22 protein-coding genes are annotated in these 20,164 nt (G+C 69.7%); 17 read left to right on the top strand and 5 right to left on the bottom strand.

Annotated elements, in window-relative coordinates; translation table 11 throughout:
• The first annotated feature begins 28 nt into the window (after window positions 1-28).
• The 8 genes from AB0I51_RS34105 to AB0I51_RS34070 all read left to right on the top strand — a co-directional run bounded on the left by AB0I51_RS34105 (window position 29) and on the right by AB0I51_RS34070 (window position 6,834).
• A complete protein-coding gene (locus tag AB0I51_RS34105; protein ID WP_019060721.1) occupies window positions 29-265 on the top strand; it encodes an ATP synthase subunit C in 237 nt (78 codons plus the stop codon).
• A 41-nt stretch (window positions 266-306) separates the two neighbouring features.
• Window positions 307-849, top strand: a complete 543-nt coding sequence (locus AB0I51_RS34100; RefSeq protein ID WP_362981918.1) for a F0F1 ATP synthase subunit B — start codon at window positions 307-309, stop codon at window positions 847-849.
• A gap of 2 nt (window positions 850-851) precedes the next feature.
• A complete protein-coding gene (locus AB0I51_RS34095) occupies window positions 852-1,667 on the top strand; it encodes a F0F1 ATP synthase subunit delta (RefSeq protein ID WP_362981958.1) in 816 nt (271 codons plus the stop codon).
• A gap of 130 nt (window positions 1,668-1,797) precedes the next feature.
• Window positions 1,798-3,387 (top strand): F0F1 ATP synthase subunit alpha, encoded by a 1,590-nt coding sequence (gene atpA / locus AB0I51_RS34090; RefSeq protein ID WP_352180585.1) that lies wholly within the window; start codon window positions 1,798-1,800, stop codon window positions 3,385-3,387.
• 21 nt (window positions 3,388-3,408) lie between these two features.
• On the top strand, window positions 3,409-4,326 hold the full coding sequence (locus AB0I51_RS34085) for a F0F1 ATP synthase subunit gamma (protein ID WP_362981916.1): 918 nt from the start codon (window positions 3,409-3,411) through the stop codon (window positions 4,324-4,326).
• Window positions 4,326-5,762, top strand: a complete 1,437-nt coding sequence (atpD, locus tag AB0I51_RS34080) for a F0F1 ATP synthase subunit beta (RefSeq protein ID WP_362981914.1) — start codon at window positions 4,326-4,328, stop codon at window positions 5,760-5,762. The genes AB0I51_RS34085 and atpD overlap by 1 nt, the downstream gene beginning before the upstream one ends.
• A gap of 110 nt (window positions 5,763-5,872) precedes the next feature.
• Complete coding sequence (locus AB0I51_RS34075; RefSeq protein WP_355912071.1) at window positions 5,873-6,247, top strand: F0F1 ATP synthase subunit epsilon; 375 nt, start codon at window positions 5,873-5,875, stop codon at window positions 6,245-6,247.
• A 140-nt stretch (window positions 6,248-6,387) separates the two neighbouring features.
• Window positions 6,388-6,834: a DUF2550 domain-containing protein gene (locus AB0I51_RS34070; protein WP_362981911.1), complete on the top strand. Its 447-nt coding sequence runs from the start codon at window positions 6,388-6,390 to the stop codon at window positions 6,832-6,834.
• Here the strand turns inward: AB0I51_RS34070 and AB0I51_RS34065 are convergent.
• Together AB0I51_RS34065 and AB0I51_RS34060 are read right to left on the bottom strand one after the other, a co-directional pair.
• Complete coding sequence (locus tag AB0I51_RS34065) at window positions 6,821-7,030, bottom strand: hypothetical protein (protein WP_362981909.1); 210 nt, start codon at window positions 7,028-7,030, stop codon at window positions 6,821-6,823. The two genes, AB0I51_RS34070 and AB0I51_RS34065, sit on opposite strands and share 14 nt — an antisense overlap.
• Window positions 7,031-7,260: 230 nt before the next feature.
• A complete protein-coding gene (locus AB0I51_RS34060) occupies window positions 7,261-9,093 on the bottom strand; it encodes a glycoside hydrolase family 18 chitinase (protein ID WP_362981907.1) in 1,833 nt (610 codons plus the stop codon).
• A gap of 341 nt (window positions 9,094-9,434) precedes the next feature.
• Between AB0I51_RS34060 and AB0I51_RS34055 the strand changes: the two genes are divergently transcribed.
• The 4 genes from AB0I51_RS34055 to AB0I51_RS34040 are packed head-to-tail and all read left to right on the top strand — an operon-like array spanning window position 9,435 to window position 12,242.
• A complete protein-coding gene (locus AB0I51_RS34055; protein ID WP_362981905.1) occupies window positions 9,435-10,130 on the top strand; it encodes a response regulator transcription factor in 696 nt (231 codons plus the stop codon).
• Entirely contained in the window at window positions 10,127-11,593 is a 1,467-nt protein-coding gene (locus AB0I51_RS34050; RefSeq protein ID WP_362981903.1) for a HAMP domain-containing sensor histidine kinase, read from the top strand. Before AB0I51_RS34055 ends, AB0I51_RS34050 begins: the two co-directional genes overlap by 4 nt.
• Window positions 11,594-11,643: 50 nt before the next feature.
• Window positions 11,644-12,033 (top strand): hypothetical protein, encoded by a 390-nt coding sequence (locus AB0I51_RS34045; RefSeq protein WP_362981901.1) that lies wholly within the window; start codon window positions 11,644-11,646, stop codon window positions 12,031-12,033.
• On the top strand, window positions 12,033-12,242 hold the full coding sequence (locus tag AB0I51_RS34040) for a hypothetical protein (protein WP_362981899.1): 210 nt from the start codon (window positions 12,033-12,035) through the stop codon (window positions 12,240-12,242). The genes AB0I51_RS34045 and AB0I51_RS34040 overlap by 1 nt, the downstream gene beginning before the upstream one ends.
• On the opposite strand, the gene AB0I51_RS34035 is transcribed toward AB0I51_RS34040, so the two are convergent.
• On the bottom strand, window positions 12,239-12,811 hold the full coding sequence (locus AB0I51_RS34035) for a cob(I)yrinic acid a,c-diamide adenosyltransferase (protein WP_362981897.1): 573 nt from the start codon (window positions 12,809-12,811) through the stop codon (window positions 12,239-12,241). The two genes, AB0I51_RS34040 and AB0I51_RS34035, sit on opposite strands and share 4 nt — an antisense overlap.
• 194 nt (window positions 12,812-13,005) lie before the next feature.
• Here AB0I51_RS34035 and AB0I51_RS34030 point away from each other — a divergent pair, with 194 nt between their 5' ends.
• From AB0I51_RS34030 to AB0I51_RS34020, 3 genes are all read left to right on the top strand, one after another.
• Window positions 13,006-13,854 (top strand): 3-hydroxyacyl-CoA dehydrogenase family protein, encoded by an 849-nt coding sequence (locus AB0I51_RS34030; RefSeq protein WP_019073166.1) that lies wholly within the window; start codon window positions 13,006-13,008, stop codon window positions 13,852-13,854.
• Between the two features lie 145 nt (window positions 13,855-13,999).
• The gene (locus AB0I51_RS34025; RefSeq protein WP_362981894.1) at window positions 14,000-14,323 is read left to right on the top strand and encodes an STAS domain-containing protein; all 324 of its coding nucleotides are present in this window, start codon (window positions 14,000-14,002) and stop codon (window positions 14,321-14,323) included.
• A gap of 294 nt (window positions 14,324-14,617) precedes the next feature.
• Window positions 14,618-17,104: an ATP-binding protein gene (locus AB0I51_RS34020; RefSeq protein WP_362981892.1), complete on the top strand. Its 2,487-nt coding sequence runs from the start codon at window positions 14,618-14,620 to the stop codon at window positions 17,102-17,104.
• A 76-nt stretch (window positions 17,105-17,180) separates the two neighbouring features.
• Here AB0I51_RS34020 and nucS read toward each other — a convergent pair whose 3' ends face one another.
• A complete protein-coding gene (gene nucS / locus AB0I51_RS34015) occupies window positions 17,181-17,852 on the bottom strand; it encodes an endonuclease NucS (protein ID WP_362981890.1) in 672 nt (223 codons plus the stop codon).
• 253 nt (window positions 17,853-18,105) lie between these two features.
• On the opposite strand from nucS, the gene AB0I51_RS34010 reads away from it, so the two are divergent.
• The gene (locus tag AB0I51_RS34010; RefSeq protein ID WP_362981888.1) at window positions 18,106-18,498 is read left to right on the top strand and encodes an SCO5389 family protein; all 393 of its coding nucleotides are present in this window, start codon (window positions 18,106-18,108) and stop codon (window positions 18,496-18,498) included.
• 78 nt (window positions 18,499-18,576) lie between these two features.
• On the opposite strand, the gene AB0I51_RS34005 is transcribed toward AB0I51_RS34010, so the two are convergent.
• Window positions 18,577-19,605, bottom strand: a complete 1,029-nt coding sequence (locus tag AB0I51_RS34005; RefSeq protein ID WP_362981886.1) for an LLM class flavin-dependent oxidoreductase — start codon at window positions 19,603-19,605, stop codon at window positions 18,577-18,579.
• A gap of 221 nt (window positions 19,606-19,826) precedes the next feature.
• On the opposite strand from AB0I51_RS34005, the gene AB0I51_RS34000 reads away from it, so the two are divergent.
• Window positions 19,827-20,159: an ATP/GTP-binding protein gene (locus AB0I51_RS34000; protein WP_362981884.1), complete on the top strand. Its 333-nt coding sequence runs from the start codon at window positions 19,827-19,829 to the stop codon at window positions 20,157-20,159.
• Window positions 20,160-20,164 lie beyond the last annotated feature (5 nt).

The following is a 20,164-nucleotide window of genomic DNA, read 5'->3' as shown; positions in this document are numbered from 1 at the left end:
CGGTCCGTATAGATAAGGAAGAATCAGCATGGCTGCCACTGAGACCCTCGCTGCCGTCTCCGGTTCGCTCGGCTCCATCGGCTACGGCCTCGCCGCCATCGGTCCGGGCGTCGGCGTCGGCATCATCTTCGGCAACGGTACCCAGGCTCTTGCCCGTCAGCCCGAAGCTGCCGGCCTGATCCGTGCCAACCAGATCCTCGGCTTCGCCTTCTGTGAGGCGCTCGCCCTCATCGGTCTGGTCATGCCGTTCGTCTACGGCAAGTGATCTGCGGATCCACGACAGCCCACTAGACGAAAGGCACTGACATGAGCCAGCTGCTCATTTTGGCGGCCGAGCAGGAGAACCCGCTCGTCCCGCCGATCCCCGAGCTCGTCATCGGCCTGATCGCCTTCGTCATCGTCTTCGGCTTCCTCGCCAAGAAGCTCCTCCCGAACATCAACAAGGTTCTGGACGAGCGCCGCGAGGCCATCGAGGGCGGTATCGAGAAGGCCGAGGCCGCCCAGACCGAGGCCCAGAGCGTGCTTGAGCAGTACAAGGCTCAGCTCGCCGAGGCCCGGCACGAGGCCGCGCGTCTGCGCCAGGAGGCGCAGGAGCAGGGCGCCACGCTCATCGCCGAGATGCGCGCGGAAGGCCAGCGGCAGCGCGAGGAGATCGTCGCCGCCGGTCACACGCAGATCGAGGCCGACCGCAAGGCCGCTTCGCAGGCGCTGCGCCAGGACGTGGGCAAGCTCGCCACCGACCTGGCGGGCAAGCTCGTCGGCGAGTCCCTCGAGGACCACGCCCGGCAGAGCCGCGTCATCGACCGTTTCCTCGATGAGCTCGAGGAGAAGGCTGAGGCGGCTCGATGACTATGCACGGAGCGAGCCGCGAGGCCCTGGCAGCCGCACGTGAGCGTCTCGACGCGCTGACGGACTCCACGTCCGTGAACGCGACGCAGCTCGCCGACGAGTTGGCCGCCGTCACCGCGCTGCTCGGCCGTGAGGTGTCGTTGCGTCGGGTCCTCACCGACCCGGCGCAGGACGGCGAGGCCAAGGCCCAGCTGGCCGAGCGCCTGCTCGGCGGCCAGGTCGGCGGCACCGCCCTCGACCTGCTGTCCGGCATGGTGCGCTCCCGCTGGTCGCAGTCCCGCGACCTGGTGGACGCGCTGGAGGAGCTGGCGGCCACCGCCGACCTCACCGCCGCCCAGCAGTCGGGCCAGCTCGACGACGTCGAGGACGAACTGTTCCGGTTCGGCCGGATCGTCGCCTCGGACACCGGGCTGCGCGCCGCGCTGACCAACCGCGCGGCGGGTACCACGGCCAAGAGCGAGCTGCTCAGCAGCCTGCTCGGCGGCCGGGCCAAGCCGGCCACCGAGCGACTGATGACGCGCCTTGTGACCGCGCCCCGGGGACGTAGCCTGGAAGCGGGACTCGAGTCCCTGTCCAAGCTCGCCGCTGACCGCCGCAGTCGCCTGGTCGCGGTCGTCACCACGGCGGTCCCGCTGAGCGACCCGCAGAAGCAGCGCCTGGGCGCCGCCCTCGCGAAGCTCTACGGCCGTCACATGCACCTGAACATCGACGTGGACCCCGAGGTCCTCGGCGGGATCCGGGTGCAGGTCGGCGACGAGATCATCAACGGCTCCATCGCGGACCGCCTCGATGACGCCACCCGCCGCATGGCGAGCTAGCAGCACCACAACAAAGACGTAGTAAGGCGGCCCGAGTTGGGCCGTGCAGAGGATTCACCTCGTCCAGGGGGGAGTCCCCCCATCCCCCCAAGTGAAACTTCGGGCCCAACAAGGAGAGCAGGGAACCCAGATGGCGGAGCTCACGATCCGGCCGGAGGAGATCCGGGACGCGCTGGAGAACTTCGTCCAGTCGTACAAGCCGGACGCGGCCTCGCGCGAGGAGGTCGGTACGGTCACCCTTGCCGGCGACGGCATCGCGAAGGTCGAGGGCCTGCCCTCGGCCATGGCCAACGAACTGCTGAAGTTCGAGGACGGCACCCTCGGTCTCGCGCTCAACCTCGAAGAGCGTGAGATCGGTACCGTCATCCTCGGCGAGTTCAGCGGCGTCGAGGAGGGCCAGCCGGTCACCCGCACCGGAGAGGTCCTGTCCGTCGCCGTCGGCGAGGGCTACCTCGGCCGTGTCGTCGACCCGCTCGGCAACCCGATCGACGGCCTCGGTGAGATCGAGACCACCGGCCGCCGCGCGCTGGAGCTGCAGGCTCCGGGCGTCATGGCCCGTAAGTCGGTGCACGAGCCGATGGAGACCGGCTACAAGGCCGTCGACGCGATGACCCCGATCGGCCGTGGCCAGCGTCAGCTGATCATCGGTGACCGCCAGACCGGCAAGACCGCCCTGGCCGTCGACACGATCATCAACCAGCGCGACAACTGGCGCTCGGGCGACGTGAACAAGCAGGTCCGCTGCATCTACGTCGCCATCGGTCAGAAGGGCTCCACCATCGCCTCCGTGCGTGGTGCGCTCGAAGAGGCCGGCGCCCTGGAGTACACGACCATCGTCGCCGCCCCGGCGTCCGACCCGGCCGGCTTCAAGTACCTGGCGCCGTACACCGGTTCGGCCATCGGCCAGCACTGGATGTACGACGGCAAGCACGTCCTCATCATCTTCGACGACCTCTCGAAGCAGGCCGACGCCTACCGCGCCGTGTCCCTGCTGCTGCGCCGTCCGCCGGGGCGCGAGGCCTACCCGGGTGACGTCTTCTACCTGCACTCCCGTCTGCTGGAGCGCTGCGCGAAGCTCTCCGACGAGATGGGCAAGGGCTCGATGACCGGTCTGCCGATCGTCGAGACCAAGGCCAACGACGTCTCGGCGTTCATCCCGACCAACGTCATCTCCATCACCGACGGCCAGTGCTTCCTGGAGTCGGACCTCTTCAACGCCGGTCAGCGCCCCGCGCTGAACGTCGGTATCTCCGTCTCCCGAGTCGGTGGTTCCGCGCAGCACAAGGCGATGAAGCAGGTCTCCGGCCGACTGCGCCTCGACCTCGCCCAGTACCGCGAACTGGAGGCGTTCGCCGCCTTCGGTTCCGACCTGGACGCCGCGTCGAAGGCCCAGCTGGAGCGTGGTCAGCGTCTGGTCGAGCTGCTCAAGCAGCCGCAGTACCAGCCGATGCCCACCGAGGACCAGGTCGTCTCCGTGTGGTCCGCGACCACCGGCAAGATGGACGACGTACCGGTCGAGGACATCCGCCGCTTCGAGAAGGAGCTCCTGGAGTACCTGCACCGCAAGGAGCAGGGCCTCATGACCTCCATCAAGGAGGGCGGCAAGATGTCGGACGACACCCTGACCGCCGCCGCGGACGCGATCACCGAGTTCAAGAAGCAGTTCGAGACCTCGGACGGCAAGCTCCTCGGCGAGGACGCCCCGGCCGCGGCCAAGTGACGTAAGGAAGGGACCTGACTCATGGGAGCCCAGCTCCGGGTCTACAAGCGTCGCATCCGATCCGTCACCGCGACCAAGAAGATCACCAAGGCGATGGAGATGATCGCCGCCTCGCGTGTCGTCAAGGCGCACCGCAAGGTGCAGGCCTCGACGCCGTACGCGAAGGAACTGACGCGCGCGGTCACGGCGGTCGGCACGGGTTCGAACACCAAGCACCCGCTGACCACCGAGGCGGAGACGCCGACCCGTTCCGCGGTGCTGCTCCTCACGAGCGACCGCGGTCTGGCCGGCGCCTTCAACGCCAATGCCATCAAGGCCGCGGAGCAGCTGACCGCACGTCTCGAGGCCGAGGGCAAGGAGGTCGACACGTACATCGTCGGCCGCCGCGGTGTCGCCCACTACAACTTCCGTGAGCGCAAGATCTCGGGGCAGTGGACCGGCTTCACCGACGAGCCCTCCTACGCGGACGCGAAGAGGGTCGCGGGTCCGCTCATCGAGGCCATCGAGAAGGACACGGCCGAGGGCGGTGTGGACGAACTCCACATCGTCTACACCGAGTTCATCTCGATGATGACGCAGACGCCGGTCGACAGCCGGCTGCTGCCCCTCAGCCTCGAAGAGGTCGCGGAGGAGGCCGCCCCCCAGGGCGAGATCCTTCCGCTGTACGACTTCGAGCCGTCGGCGGAGGACGTCCTGGACGCCCTGCTGCCGCGGTACGTCGAGAGCCGTATCTACAACGCGCTGCTCCAGTCGGCTGCCTCCAAGCACGCCGCCACCCGCCGCGCGATGAAGTCGGCGACCGACAACGCGGGAGACCTGATCACCACGCTCTCCCGTCTTGCCAACGCGGCCCGCCAGGCCGAAATCACCCAGGAAATCAGCGAGATCGTCGGTGGCTCCGCAGCCCTGGCCGACGCGACCGCGGGGAGTGACAAGTAATGACGACGACAGTTGAGACGGCCGTTGCCACGGGCCGCGTCGCCCGGGTCATCGGCCCGGTCGTCGACGTGGAGTTCCCCGTCGACGCGATGCCGGAGATCTACAACGCTCTGCACGTCGAGGTGGCCGACCCGGCCCTGGACGGCGCGAAGAAGACGCTGACCCTGGAGGTCGCCCAGCACCTGGGTGACGGCCTGGTCCGCACGATCTCGATGCAGCCCACCGACGGTCTGGTCCGCCAGGCCCCGGTCACCGACACCGGCGACGGCATCACCGTCCCGGTCGGCGACTTCACCAAGGGCAAGGTGTTCAACACCCTCGGTGAGGTGCTGAACAGTGAGGAGAAGTACGAGGGCGAGCGCTGGTCCATCCACCGCAAGGCCCCGCGCTTCGACGAGCTCGAGTCGAAGACCGAGATGTTCGAGACCGGCGTCAAGGTCATCGACCTGCTCACCCCGTACGTCAAGGGTGGCAAGATCGGCCTGTTCGGCGGTGCCGGCGTCGGCAAGACGGTGCTCATCCAGGAGATGATCTACCGCGTCGCCAACAACCACGACGGTGTCTCCGTGTTCGCCGGTGTCGGCGAGCGCACCCGTGAGGGCAACGACCTCATCGAGGAGATGGCCGACTCGGGCGTCATCGACAAGACGGCGCTTGTCTTCGGCCAGATGGACGAGCCCCCGGGCACCCGTCTGCGCGTGGCCCTGGCCGGTCTGACCATGGCGGAGTACTTCCGCGATGTGCAGAACCAGGACGTGCTGTTCTTCATCGACAACATCTTCCGCTTCACGCAGGCCGGTTCCGAGGTCTCTACCCTGCTCGGCCGCATGCCCTCCGCGGTGGGCTACCAGCCGAACCTGGCCGACGAGATGGGTCTCCTCCAGGAGCGCATCACCTCGACCCGCGGTCACTCGATCACCTCGATGCAGGCGATCTACGTCCCCGCGGACGACCTGACCGACCCGGCCCCGGCCACCACCTTCGCCCACCTCGACGCGACGACGGTTCTCTCCCGTCCGATCTCCGAGAAGGGCATCTACCCGGCCGTGGACCCGCTGGACTCCACGTCCCGCATCCTGGACCCGCGGTACATCGCGGCGGACCACTACAACACCGCGATGCGCGTCAAGACGGTCCTGCAGAAGTACAAGGACCTTCAGGACATCATCGCGATCCTCGGTATCGACGAGCTGGGCGAGGAGGACAAGCTCACCGTCCACCGTGCCCGTCGTGTGGAGCGCTTCCTGTCCCAGAACACCCACGTCGCCAAGCAGTTCACCGGCGTCGACGGGTCGGACGTCCCGCTGGACGAGTCGATCGTGGCCTTCAACGCGATCATCGACGGCGAGTACGACCACTTCCCGGAGCAGGCGTTCTTCCTCTGCGGTGGTATCGAGGACCTGAAGGCCAACGCGAAGGAGCTGGGCGTCTCCTGACCCCCTGCTTCACCTGAGGGGGTGGGGCGTGTCCCACCCCCTCTTTCACGCCTACTAGAATTGAACCCACACCCGGCACGACCGCCGGGTGGTGACCCGAGGAGCCCACCTTGGCTGCTGAGCTGCATGTCGAGCTCGTCGCCGCGGACCGCCAGGTCTGGTCCGGCGAGGCCACCCTGGTCGTCGCGCGCACCACGTCCGGCGACATCGGCGTCATGCCCGGCCACCAGCCGCTGCTCGGTGTGCTGGAGTCGGGCCCGGTGACCATTCGTACGAGCGATGGTGGAACGGTCGTCGCCGCGGTGCACGGCGGTTTCATCTCGTTCGCGGACAACAAGCTGTCGCTGCTCGCCGAGATCGCCGAGCTCTCGGACGAGATCGACGTCCAGCGCGTGGAGCGCGAGCTGGAGCAGGCGAAGGCGGAGGGCGATGCCTCCGCCGAGCGTCGTGCGGACGTCCGACTGCGTGCGGTGGCGACCAACTGAAACCTGGCGCACCACGCGATGACGTGACTCAGCCGCGGCTGGGACCGGAGGAATCCGGACCCAGCCGCGGCTGAGGCGAATGTGGGTGTTTTTTCCGTTCCGTTACTTGTTTTGCCTAGGAGACGAGGAGGTCGGTGTCGATGGTCCTCGCTCTGACTGTGTGCGGAATCGCTGTCGCCCTTGTGGTGGTGGGGCTGTTCGTCTTCGGCCTGCGCCGCAGACTCATCCAGCGCTCCGGCGGCACCTTCGACTGTTCGCTCCGCTGGGACGTGTCGGAGAAACCCGATACCAACGGCAAGGGCTGGAGCTACGGCGTCGCCCGCTACAACGGCGACCGCATCGAGTGGTACCGCGTCTTCTCCTACGCCTATCGCCCGCGTCGCACCCTGGAACGCTCGGCGATCGAGGTGGCCGGCCGCCGTCTCCCCGAGGGCGAGGAGGAGCTGGCGCTGCTCTCCGACGCGATCGTGCTGACCTGTCTGCACCGGGGCACTCGTCTCGAACTGGCCATGAGCGAGGACGCGTTGACGGGTTTCCTGGCGTGGCTGGAAGCGGCACCCCCCGGCCAGCGGGTCAACGTGGCCTGATCGGACACACCGGGTTGGGTACGTCGGCCTGGCTGACGACCACCGCGTGGGGCGGGGAGCCGAGTGTCACGGTGACGTCCACCGGACAGGCGGATATGAGAGCGGCGGCAGCCGCCGTGGCAAGGGCGCCGGCCGGCGCGGCCCAGGAGTGGACGGGCCTCTTGCTGGTGCGGGACGTGGTGGTCCTGGGCTTCATGGTTTCCCCCGTAGTGCGGTGTTCCGCTTGCTGTTGTAGGACCAAGATGCCCAGGCCAGTGGCTTCCTACGGGCGCCAACCGGCCTCCGCCCAGGGCCGAAGGGCCCTCCAAGGTGCACGCTGGGGGCGCGCGCCGCATACAACGCGCCCTTCGCGACAAGGCCCTACGCAACGCGCCGCGGACAGACCGGAGAGGTCTGCCCGCGGCGGCGTACTGAGCAGCGTGGGGATCAGCTCAGCCCGCTGTTGATGGCGCTCACCAGCTCACCGTTGCTGGTGTCGCCGCTGAACTCCCAGAAGAACGCGCCGCCGAGACCCTGGGTCTTGGCCCAGCTCATCTTTCCGGCGATGGTGCTCGGGGTGTCGTAGGACCACCAGTTGGTGCCGCAGTGGGCGTACGCGGTGCCCGCGATGGTGCCGGTGACCGGGCAGGACGTCTTGAGGACCTTGTAGTCCTCGATGCCCGGCTCGTAGGTGCCGGTCGCCGGGCCGGTGGCCGTGCCGCCCGGGGCGTCCTGGGTGACGCCGGTCCAGCCTCTGCCGTAGAAGCCGATGCCGAGCAGCAGCTTGCTCGACGGGACCCCCTTCGCCTTGAACTTGGCGATCGCGTCGGCCGAGGTGAAGCCGGGCGTCGGGATGCCGGTGTACGAGGTGAGGGGGGAGTGCGGGGCGGTCGGGCCGGTGGCGGTGGCGCCGAAGGAACCGAAGAAGTCGTACGTCATCACGTTGTACCAGTCGACGTACTGGGCCGCGCCCGCGTAGTCCGCCGCGTCGATCTTGCCGCCGGAGGTCGCGTCGGCGGTGACGGCGGAGGTGACCAGGTTGCTGGAACCGAACTTGGCGCGCAGCGCCGCCATCAGGTTCTTGTAGGCCGCGGCGCCGCTGGTGTCGCAGGAGAGACCGCAGGCGTTCGGGTACTCCCAGTCGATGTCGATGCCGTCGAAGATGTCGGCCCAGCGCGGGTCCTCGACCAGGTTGTAGCACGAGTCGGCGAACGCGGTCGGGTTGGCCGCGGCCTGGCCGAAGCCGCCGGACCAGGTCCAGCCGCCGAAGGACCACAGGATCTTGATGTTCGGGTACTTGGCCTTCAGCTCGCGCAGCTGGTTGAAGTTGCCGGCGATCGGCTGGTCCCAGGTGTCGGCGACACCGCTGACCGACTGGTCGGCGGTGAACGTCTTCTGGTAGTCGGCGTAGGCGTCACCGATCGCGCACTGGCCGTTGGTGACGTTGCCGAAGGCGTAGTTGATGTGCGTGATCTTCGCGGCGGAGCCGGAGGTCACCAGGTTCTTGACCTGGTAGTTGCGCACGTAGGTGTCCCACTCGGTGAGGTACCCGAGCTTGACCTTGGAGCCGGTGGTCGGGGGAGTGGTCGTACCGCCCGTGGTGTGCACGGCGACCGCGCCGCTGACCGGCCCTGTCTGGTCGGCGGTGTCCCGGGCCTGCACGGTGTACGAGTAGTCGGTGCCGGCGGTCAGGCCGGTGTTCGTGTACGACGTGGTCGTGACCGTGGCGACCTTGGTGCCGTCGCGCAGCACGTCGTAGTTCTTGATGCCCTTGTCGTCGGTGGCCGCGCTCCAGGAGAGGTTCACCGAGGTGTCGGTGATGCCGGAGGCGGTGGGGGTGCCGGGCGCGGAGGGGGCCGCGTCACCAGGGACCGTGCTGCCGCCGTCACAACTGCCGCCGTTCAGGAGGCAGTTGGAGGGTGCGCCGGAGCCGGCTCCGTTGAAGCCGAAGGAGACGGAGGCGCCCGCGGCGATGGTGCCGTTGTACGACTTGTTCTTCGCGGTCCAGTGGTTGCCGGAGTTGGTGACGTCCGCGTCCCAGGCCGAGGTGACGGACGTACCGGAGGGGAAGTCCCACTCGACCGTCCACGAAGTGATCGCGCTGGTACCGGTGTTCTTGACGGTCCACTGACCGCCGAAGCCGGTACCCCAGTCGCTGGACTTGGTGAACGTGGCGGTGGCGGTCGATGCGGCCTGGGCCGGGGCCGCCAGACCGACGAGAGCCGCGAGCGGAAGCAGCAGGGTCGCGAACCCGGCAACTGCTCGATGTCTGAAGCGCATTGAGCGCCTCCTCGGGGTGTCGGGGATGTCGGGGCGCGACTGAGCCTTCGCACCCACAGTGCCGCGAGAATAGAAAGGTCTGGACCACGGGTCAATAGGTCTGGACCACTTTGCTTCCGTGTGCTAGATCCCCAACTCCTCGGCCAGTAACGCCGCTTGCCCGGTTCCGCAGCTCCAACTTCGCCGTCCCACAGGACGCACGCGCCACACGCCTGCTTCCCGTGGGCGGCGCTACGCGTCGTCGGGATCCACGAGCCGATCGCGCCGACCTGTCCGATCCGGCCCGAGAAGGCCCCGGTCACCGTTGCCATCCGCACGGCAGAGCGCCGTACGCTGACCGGATGAGTGACAGGACCCGCGTCGGAGCGGTGCTGGTGGTGGACGACGATCCGGCCATCCGCCGGTCGCTGGAGCGCGGGCTGCGGCTGAGTGGCTTCCGGGTGCGGACGGCGGACGACGGGCGTGAGGCGCTGGACGCGGTCCAGGAGGCGCCGCCCGACGTCCTCGTCCTCGATGTGTCGATGCCCGGAATGAGCGGCATCGAGGTGTGCACACGGTTGCGTGACGACGGCCGGGATCTCCCCGTGCTGATGCTCTCGGCACTCGACGAGACCGCCGACCGCATCGCCGGGCTCCAGGCGGGCGGGGACGACTATCTGGTCAAGCCGTTCGCCCTGCAGGAACTGGTGCTGCGGCTGCGTGCCCTGCTGCGGCGCCGTCCGCCGGCGGGAGAGGCGCTGCGGGTGGCGGGACTGGTGATCGACCCGGCGGCCCGTACGGCACTGCGCGACGGACGGCCGCTGGAGCTGACCCGGCGCGAGTTCGAACTCCTCGAGGTGCTCGCCCGCAACGCCGGGCTGGTCCTCACCCGCGACCAGCTCCTGGAACGGGTCTGGGGCTACGACTTCGACGTACGCACGGACGCCGTCGACACGTTCGTCAGCTACCTGCGCCGCAAGCTGGAGGCGGACGGGCAGTCGCGGCTGGTGCACACCGTGCGCGGGGTGGGTTTCGTGCTGCGGGACGGACCGTCATGAGGCTGTCGACCCGGATCGGCCTCGCGGTCGGTCTGACCGTACCGCTGCTGGTGCTGGCCTCCGGCTGGCTTCTGCTGCGGCTGGTCGACCGCGACCTGCGCAACGCCGAGGACGACCATCTGCTCGCCCGGGCCACGGCCGTGACCCCGGACGCCCGTGCCCTGTTGCGCGTCTCCGCCGCCGACCGGCCCAAGGCGGCCGACACCCGGGAGCGGCGGCTGTTCAGCGCGGCCCTCGATGTCGGCGTACGGGTCGTCGGGCCCGACGCCACCTTGACCGACGGACCGCAGCCGGCCGCCGACGTCCCGCTGCCGAAGGGGACTTCGGGACGACCGGTCACCGTCCGCTCCGGCGGCACCAGTTGGCGCGCGCTGTCGGTGCAGGTCACCACCGTGCGCGGCTCGGGCACGCTGTGGGTCTTCTCGCCCAACGCGGCCGACCAGGCCCAACTCCGCCTTGTCCGGCGGCGGGTGGCCGTGACCTCCCTGCTCGCGGCACCGCTGTCCGGCCTGCTCGCCTGGGGCATCGCCACCGGCGCGACCGGCCCCCTGCGCCGCCTCGGCCGCCGAACCGCCGGACTCGACCCGCGCACCAGCGCCGCCCGGCCGCCCGACGAACCGACCGGCGTCACCGAGGTCGACGAACTCGCGGCCACCCTCCGCACGGTCCTCGCCCGCTACGACGAACAGGCCGCCCGCACCGCCGAGGCACTCGACACGGCCCGGTCCTTCTCGGCCGCGGCCTCCCACGAACTCCGCACGCCGCTCATGAGTATGGGCACCAACCTCGACATCCTCGTCGGCCACCCCGACCTGCCCGAACCGGACCGCGCGGAGGTCCTGGCCGACCTGTGCGGTGAACACGCCCGCCTGCTGGGCCTGTTGGTGATGTTGCGGGAGTTGGGCCGCGGGGACCTGGTGGAGGCGGAGGCCTTCCGGACCGTGGACGTGACGGAGGCGGCGGACGCGTCGGTGTCGGAGGCCCGGCGGCGGGCTCCCGACGCGCGCATCAGCCTGGACGCGGCACCCGGGCTCACGGTCCACGGCTGGGAGCCCGGCATCCGGCTCCTCCTCGACAACCTGGTGGCCAACGCGCTGGCGCACGGGCGGGACGCGCGGGGCCGGGCGACGGTGGCGGTAGGGGTGCGGCGGGCGGGGGAACAGGTCGTGATCACGGTCGACGACCAGGGCCCCGGCGTGCCCCCGGAGGCCCGCACCCGCGTCTTCGAGCGCTTCCGGCGCGGTCCCGGCAGCTCGGGCTCCGGGCTCGGCCTGACGCTGGTGGCCCAGCAGGCGGCCCTGCACCGGGGAAGCGTCACGGTGACGGAGTGCCCGTCCGGCGTGGGCGCCCGCTTCGAGGTGCGGCTGCCGTCGACCGGCGGAGACCTGCCGGGCCGCCGCGACTGGCTGATCGGCACAGCCGGGACAAACCGGTCACAGACTTTCCCCAAAGAAGGTTCCTAGCCTCCGAGGCGTCGGACGGCCGACGGGACCGTCCGGGAACGGAGAAGGACATGCACGCACGGGGAAGGCGCCTGTTCGTGGGGCTCGCCGCGGCGGCCCTGCTGGTGGGCGGTACCACGGCGGCCACGGCCGCCAGCACCCCCGCGCCGACACCGACCGGTGACGGCGCCCGGGCGCTCTGCAAGCGGCTGCCGAAGCTCGACAACCGGATCGACCGCGCGCTGACGCGCCTGAACGCCGGGGTCGGCACCCGCGGTTCGATCGCCCGCCTGCAGAAGCGTGTGGACAACGCCAAGTCGGCCGGCGACGACGCGATCGTCACGTATCTCCAGGACCGGCTGGACTTCCGCACGTCCCTGGTGCCGGCGCTCCAGCAGCGGCAGAAGGACCTGACCGACGTGAAGACGTGGTGCCAGGACAACGACCAGGGCGCGAGCTGATGCGCCTGAAGACCGCGGCGGTCGCGACCGCCCTCCTCGCGGGGCTCACGGCAGGCTGCGCGGGTCGGGGGGACACGGCGGACACGTCCCCCGCGGGCACTCCTTCGGCCACCCCCTCCGGGTACACGCAGATGGAGCAGAAGGTGGCCGCGGCCGAGTCGGCGCTCACGCAGGCCGACAAGGACGCGGCCCAGGACACGAACCGCTAGCGCTCACCGCCGGGCACCCACAACACGTCCCCGACCTCCTTGTTGGCGGTGCGGGCCAGGATGAAGAGGAGGTCCGACAGGCGGTTCAGGTAGGTCGCGGTGAGGGGGTTCATCACCTCACCGTGGACCTCCAGGGCCGCCCACGTCGACCGCTCGGCCCGTCGTACGACCGTGCACGCCTGGTGGAGGAGGGCCGCGCCCGGCGTGCCGCCCGGGAGGATGAAGGAACGGAGCTTCTCCAACCGCTCGTTGAAGTGGTCGCAGTCCGCCTCCAGCTTGTCGATGTAGAACTGCTCGACCCGCAGCGGCGGGAACTCGGGCTTCTCCACCACCGGTGTCGACAGGTCCGCACCCACGTCGAAGAGGTCGTTCTGGACGCGGACGAGGACCTTCACGATCTCCTCGTCCAGGCCGCCCAGCGCGATCGCGGTGCCGATCGCCGCGTTCGCTTCGTTGGCGTCGGCGTACGCCGAGATCCGGACGTCCGTCTTGGCGACCCGGCTCATGTCGCCGAGGGCGGTGGTGCCCTGGTCGCCGGTCCTGGTGTAGATGCGCGTCAGATTGACCATACGGCCAGCGTAGTCAGGGCCGGGCGGCGCTCAACTAGGCCGTACGGGCGGTCGAATGACCCGCGCCGGTGTGATGTCCGTCAGATGAGACGTGACGCGCGTTACTTACCGGTCACACAGCGCCGCACCTTCGCTAGTGTCCGCCGAGAGGCATACGGATACACGCTGTAAGCGTTTCAAAGGGGAGTCGCACAGTGGCACGGAAGCTTGCCGTCATCGGCGCCGGACTCATGGGTTCCGGTATCGCCCAGGTCTCCGCGCAGGCGGGCTGGGACGTCGTCCTGCGCGATGTCACCGACGAAGCCCTCAAGCGTGGCACCGACGGCATCAAGGCCTCGTACGACAAGTTCGTGAGCAAGGGGAAGCTGGAGGCGCACGACGCCGACGCGGCCCTGGGACGGATCACGGCGACCACCGATCTCGACGCGGTCGGCGACGCGGACATCGTCGTCGAAGCCGTCTTCGAGAAGCTCGAAGTCAAGCACGAGATCTTCCGCGCGCTGGACAAGATCGTGCGCGAGGACGCCGTCCTCGCCTCCAACACCTCCGCCATCCCGATCACGAAGATCGCGGCCGTGACGGAGCGTCCGGAGCGCGTCGTCGGCACGCACTTCTTCTCGCCGGTGCCGATGATGCAGCTGTGCGAACTCGTGCGCGGCTACAAGACGAGCGACGAAACCCTCGCCACCGCGCGGGAGTTCGCCGAATCCGTCGGCAAGACCTGCATCGTCGTCAACCGTGACGTGGCCGGCTTCGTGACGACCCGTCTCATCTCGGCGCTCGTCGTCGAGGCGGCGAAGCTGTACGAATCGGGTGTCGCCACCGCCGAGGACATCGACCTCGCCTGCAAGCTGGGCTTCGGTCACGCGATGGGCCCGCTGGCCACCGCGGACCTCACCGGCGTCGACATCCTGCTCCACGCGACCAGCAACATCTACACCGAGTCACAGGACGAGAAGTTCGCCCCGCCGGAGCTGATGCGCCGAATGGTGGACGCCGGTGACATCGGCCGCAAGAGCGGGCAGGGCTTCTACAAGCACTGAAACCGCACACGCCCCTGCGGCATCACACCCAGGGGTGAATTCGGTATCGGTTCGCTCACAGACGGCAACCTCTCGGCACTTCATGCAGTCAGAGGTTGCATCACCCACATCACGGAGTACGCCACCGCACTCACGGGGAGCGCATATGTACATCAGGGGCGACCACGTCGAGCTGGTCGTCGGGGGCCGCCTCGACGTCCGCAGCGCGGCGGACGCCCGTACGGTCCTGCACTCGGCCGTCGACGACGGAGCCGGCGATCTGGTGCTCGACCTGTCCGAGCTCGACTCCTGGGACGCCACCGGCCTCGGCGTCATCATGGGAGCCCATCGACGGGCCGGCCGCTGCGGCCGACGCCTGGTGCTGCGCGGTGTACCGCCGCAGATGCAGCGCCTGCTCGTGGCCACCCGGCTGCACCGCATCCTCGCCATCGAGGGCGGCATCGGGGCGGAGTGCCTGCCCCGGGTGTGACCAGTTTTGAAAGTGTGTCACTTCCACCGAAAGTGGCACACTTTTTCAAAGAGGCCCGGTCGGACGCCCGCGAAACACCCGACGCGCACAATCCTCATGAGACTGTGACGTCTCGGACGGCGCGGTACCCCGGGCTGTCGTAGATACTGTGCGAAGGTTTAGGGTTCGGTCGCCCGCTGTGTGACAACCCTTCGAGCGGGCCCGGACCAGAAGCGACAGCGCGGTGTGCAGCAAGGCCGGGAGGGGCCTGGGTCCTGTCGACCCGCACACGACGCTTTTGGGGGGCTTGGACCTATGGACCCGATCAACCGGGAACCCGAGGAGTACGGCCAGGACGGCGACAACACGTCGTCGCGCCAGCGCCAGCCCCGGGAACCCCTCACACCCGACTTCGGCCAGCACACACCCGCACTCGCCCGCACCGTGCAGCTGGTCACCGGTGACTTCCTGCTCACCGTCAACCCCGTCGACGGCAGCGAGATCGAGGCCTGCCCGCCCGGTCGGCGGCCCGGCCTGCCTGCCAAGCTCACCGCCGCCGAGCGCGCCGAGACCGCCCGCGCGGCCAAACCGCCCGCCCCGCCCGGCCTGAACCGGCCCGCACTCCCGCTCCTGGAACGCCAGGAGGAGCGCGAGCGCCTCGTACGACTGCTCGCCCGCGGCCGTTCCGTACGCCTCACCGGCCCCTCGGGCTCGGGCCGCAGCAGCCTCCTCGACCTCGTCGCCGAGGACTGCCTCGACCTCGCCCCCGACGGCGTGATCCGCCTCACCGGCTTCCACCGCACCGCCACCGACCTCCTCCACGACCTCTTCTACGCCGTCTACGACGCCCCCCTGCACCGGCCCGCCCGGGACGAACTGCTCGCCCTGGTGCGGGAGATCGGCGCGGTCGTCGTCCTCGACGACATCGAGTTCGGCGGCGCCGCCCTGGAGGAACTCCTCGACGCGACCCCCGAGTGCGCCTTCCTGGTCGCCGCGACCCCCGAGATCCCCGCACCGGCCGCCGACTCCGTCATCGAGGAGGTCTTCCTCGGCGGCCTGCAGCGGGCCGGTGCCGTGGAGGTCCTGGAGCACGCCGTGGGCCGCGTCCTCACCGAGGAGGAGGCGAACTGGGCGGGCGACCTCTACTTCGAGTCCGAGGGCCTGCCCCTGCGCTTCGTCCAGGCCGGCGCCCTGCTCCGGCAGCGCGACGAACTGCGCATCGGCACCAGCGCCGTGGAGGAGTTCGGCGTCTTCCAGGACATGGTCCCGGCCGACGCGCCCCCCATCACGACCCTCGACTCCGACGGGGACGACGCCGTACCCCTGCCGTCCCTCGGCGAGGCAGCCGCGCCAGCCCCGCTGCTCGCCTCCCGGCTCAGCGCCTCGGCCCGCGCCACCCTGCGCTTCGCCGTCGCGCTCGGCGGCGAGGTGCCGCACCAGGCCCACCTGCCCGCCCTCGTCGGCGACACCCACGCGGACGCCGCCCTCGGCGAACTCGCGGCCTGCGGACTGGTCTCCCCGGTCGGCTCCCGCTACCGGCTCGCCGCCGGCGTACAGACCCAGCTGGAGGCCGCCGGATACGGCGACGAGATCGAGGCCAGCGCCCTCATCGCCGGGCTGCACTACTCCTGGTGGGCCGGACATCCCTCGGTCACTCCCGAGCGGGTGTGCGCCGAGGCGGACGCGCTGCTCGCCGCCCTCACCGTCCTCGTACCGACGACGACCCCGCCCGGCGAGGGCGAGGAGAGCGCCACCGTCGAACTGGCCCGCACGGCGGCCCCCGCGTTCGCCGCCGGACTCCACTGGAGCGCCTGGGAACGGGCGCTGCGCTCCGGCGCCGAGGCCGCCCAGCTCGCCGGCAACGCGAGTGAACAGGCCTACTTCCAGCACGAGTTGGGCGTCCTCGCGCTCTGTGAGGGCGACCTCGACCGGGCCCGGGCCGAACTGGCGTCCTCCATCGGCCTGCGCGAAGCCGCCGACAAGCGCGGCACCGTCGCGGGCCGGCGCGCCCTCGCCCTGGTCGCCGACCGCTCCGGCATCACCATCGGCCTCGGCGCCGCGGCCGGCGAGGAAGTGCCCGACGCCCGCTACGAGGAGTCCGCCTCGCCGCCCGGCGGGACACCGACGCCCTTCCCGCCGCTCCAGCCCCCCGGCGACACCTACACCCTCGTCGCCCACCAGGCCTCGTCCACCCCGACGCCCCACAACAAGGCCCGCGGCGGCCTGCGCGGCTACGCCCGGCGCAACCTCGTCGCGGCCGGCGCGGGCGCGCTGCTCGCCGCCGTCCTCGGCACCGTCGTGACCCTCGGCGCCACGTCCAACAACAACGCCGACAACCCGTCCGACAAGGTCGGCGTCAACCCGTCCGCCAGCCAGGGCAACTCCGACGACAGCCTCGGTGCCGACCCGGCGAAGAAGGGCGACAACGGCGACACCGGCACGGCCTCGAGCCGTCCGACCGACCCGGGCCCCGACGGCACCTACGGCACATCGGACGACCCGACCCCGCTGTCGAGCAGCACGCCTTCGGGCAAGCCGAGCGGGACGAGCGGGACGAAGCCGCCGACACCGTCCAGGTCCCCGTCGCATTCGCCGAGTTCGACGCCGTCGCATTCGGCGTCTCCTTCACAGACACCGTCGAGCACTCCCTCTGAGTCCGTGACACCTACACCGACGCCCACGCCGTCGAGCACCCCGTCCACGGGAACCTCGGCGAGCGGCATCGCCTCCTCAAGTGCCCCCGTCGACACGACCAGTTCCGCCGCCCCCGCGAGCAGTGCCGCCTCGGGGACCGTGATCTGACCCTCCGTACGATGCCGAAAGGGCCGGCTCCGATGATCGGAACCGGCCCTTTTCGGCGTAGTGGAATCGGTGTCGGTCAGAACAGGCGGAGCTTGTCGTCCTCGATGCCGCGCAGGGCGTTGTAGTCCAGGACCGCGCAGCCGATGCCGCGGTCGGTGGCGAGGACACGGGCCTGCGGTTTGATCTCCTGGGCGGCGAAGATGCCACGCACCGGGGCGAGATGCGGATCGCGGTTCAACAGCTCAAGGTAGCGCGTGAGTTGCTCCACCCCGTCGATCTCGCCGCGCCGCTTGATCTCGACCGCGACGGTCTGGCCCTCGCCGTCCCGGCACAGGATGTCGACCGGTCCGATGGCCGTCATGTACTCGCGGCGGATGAGGGTGTAGCCGTCGCCGAGGGTGTCGATGCGGTCGGCCAGCAACTCCTGGAGGTGCGCTTCCACGCCGTCCTTGATCAGGCCGGGGTCCACGCCGAGTTCGTGCGAGGAGTCGTGGAGGATCTCCTCCATCGTGATGATGAGCTTCTCGCCCGCCTTGTTGATGACGGTCCAGACGCCCTCGTCGTCCCCGGAACCCTCCTTCAGCGTGCAGGGCGGCGACATCCAGTTGAGGGGCTTGTAGGCCCGGTCGTCCGCGTGGATCGAGACGCTGCCGTCCGCCTTCACCAGGATCAGACGGGGGGCGGAGGGGAGGTGGGCGGTGAGCCGGCCCGCGTAGTCCACGGAACACCGGGCAATGACGAGACGCATGGTCGGCAACGCTACTCGACGGGCGTGGGTGCACGCGATTCGCCCTGGAAGACCCGTGACGCCCCTTGTTCATTCATGGCCGATTGTGGGCCTATTGAGAGTTCCCTATGAGCGCATTCTCCTGGTGCCGCCACCTTCCGTTGCCTACCGTATAAACGGGAGGTCGCGAGGCGTGTACGCAGCGTGTTCGTAATCGCGGACTCCCTTATCTGTCCGGCAACCCCCGCGTGTTGGGGGTGCGAGAGGAGAACCCATGTCGCTCGACGTCTCACCGGCCCTACTCGAAAAGGCCGAGCGAGGCGAGGTCGACGAAGCTGAATTCGTCGACTGCGTCCGGACCTCCCTGCCTTACGCATGGGAGATGATCAGCTCCCTGGTGGCTCAGCTGAAGGTCGACGGCGGTGCGTTCGCCGACAACCAGACGCCGCCGCCGGACGAGCAGGCACGCGGTCAGTTGCTGCGTGCGCTCGCGAGTGACGCGATACGCGGCGCGCTGCAGCGGCACTTCGGTGTGCGGCTGGCCTTCCAGAACTGCCACCGGGTGGCGGTGTTCCCGTTGGACGGCTCGGTCGACGACACGCTGGCTCGCTTCACCTCGGTGCGCAGCCAACTTCTGAACCAGTCCCCGGAGTTCAGGGACTGCTGACGAGGCGATGCGCATTGCTTGCCGCTCCGTACGCGGGAGGTGCTTTCTGTACTGGGGCGGCAAGCTCCCGCAGGTTGCTCAGCCGAGGTGCGGGAGCACCTCGGCACCCAGCCGCCGTACGTTCTCCTCGGTCGACGCCAGGTCCCCGGAGCCCTCGACGAGCAGCGCGAAGCGGGAGATGCCGGTCCGCTCCGAGGTCGCCGCGAGCCGGTCGACGCACAGCCGCGGGGTGCCCACCGGGTGCAGCCCGCAGAGAAGTTCGGTGTACGCCAGCGGGTCGCGCATGCGGCGCTCGCGGTCGTCCACGGTGACATGGGCGTCCAGCCCCTGCTTCAGCCAGCCCGGCATCGCCTTCACGAGCGCTTCCACGGCGTCGGCACGCCTGTCCGCGATCTGGCAGACCCCGGCCGACACATGGGCCGCGCCCCGGATCTCCTCCGTCGGCCGCCCGGCCGCCCGCGCCAACTGCCGCCACAGGGCGACCATCTCGGCCTTCTCCTCGTCCCCGACATGCATGCCGAGCAGCATCGGCAGGCCCCGCTCGGCCGCCAGCCGAACGCTCGCGGGCGAGGTGCAGGCGACGACGACCTCGGGGCCGGGCGCGTCCGACAGTGCCTCCGACGGCCTTGGTACGACGGGGACTTCACGGAACGCGTAGCGGTCACCGGTGCCGGCGACCGACGGTTCGCGCAGCCAGCTCATCAACAGATCCAGTGATTCGGGGAACCCCTGTTCGTACGCGGCGAGGCCCGCGCCGAACACCTCCAGGTCGACCCACGGCCCGCCGCGCCCCACGCCCAGGGAGAAGCGCCCCCCGCTCGTCACATGCAGCAGCGCGGCCTGCTCGCCCAGGGCGACCGGATGGACGGTGGGCAGCACACTGACCGCGGTGCCGACGCGGATGCGCTGGGTACGGCCCAGCAGTAAGGCGGCCAGGGTGACCGCGGACGGGCAGGTGCCGTAGGGCACGAAGTGGTGTTCGGCCAGCCAGGCCGTGTCGAGACCGGCTTCTTCGGCGAGCTCCACCGAGCGGACCGCGCGGTGCAGCGCCTCCCCCTGGCCCTGCCCCGGGAACTGGGCCGCCAACACAAAACTTCCGACGCGCATGGTTCTTCCTGCTTCCTCGGCTCCGACACGGAGCTCCCCCACCGGGCATAACCGTCCGACACGTGCCTAGGGCACGGCCTCGCGGAGAGATTTGCGGATTGTCTGCAGAACGTGCGGCCCTGAGGGGGACTTATGTGGGTTGGTGCCCTTCGCATACCCCTGCGTGGGGCACGTACGCTGGACACAGCCCGTGCCTCCTGTATAGCCCCGTGAGGTGTTCTGTGTCCCCGCGTCGCAATCGACCCAAGGAGTCCGGTCTCTCCGGCCAGAGTGCCGACGAGGAACGCTCGGGCCGCTACGGCGGCTGGCAGTCCACGGAGCACTGGCAGGGCGAGGAGTGGAGCGTGCGCCATGTCGCCGGGGCCAGCGCCGAGGGCAAGACGTACCGCTGCCCCGGCTGCGACCAGCAGATTCCCTCCGGTGTCCCGCATGTCGTGGCCTGGCCGGAGCACGCGGGCGTCGACGACCGCCGGCACTGGCACAAGGCGTGCTGGAACGCGAAGGACCGCCGCACCACAAGGGTGCAGCGGTCCAGGAACGCGCCGAAGTTCTAGTAAGT

This window comes from Streptomyces sp. NPDC050549, from assembly GCF_040655035.1.
GTDB lineage: Bacteria > Actinomycetota > Actinomycetes > Streptomycetales > Streptomycetaceae > Streptomyces.
Note: the sequence above shows the minus strand (reverse complement) of the source record. Positions and strands in the feature narration are given on the sequence as shown.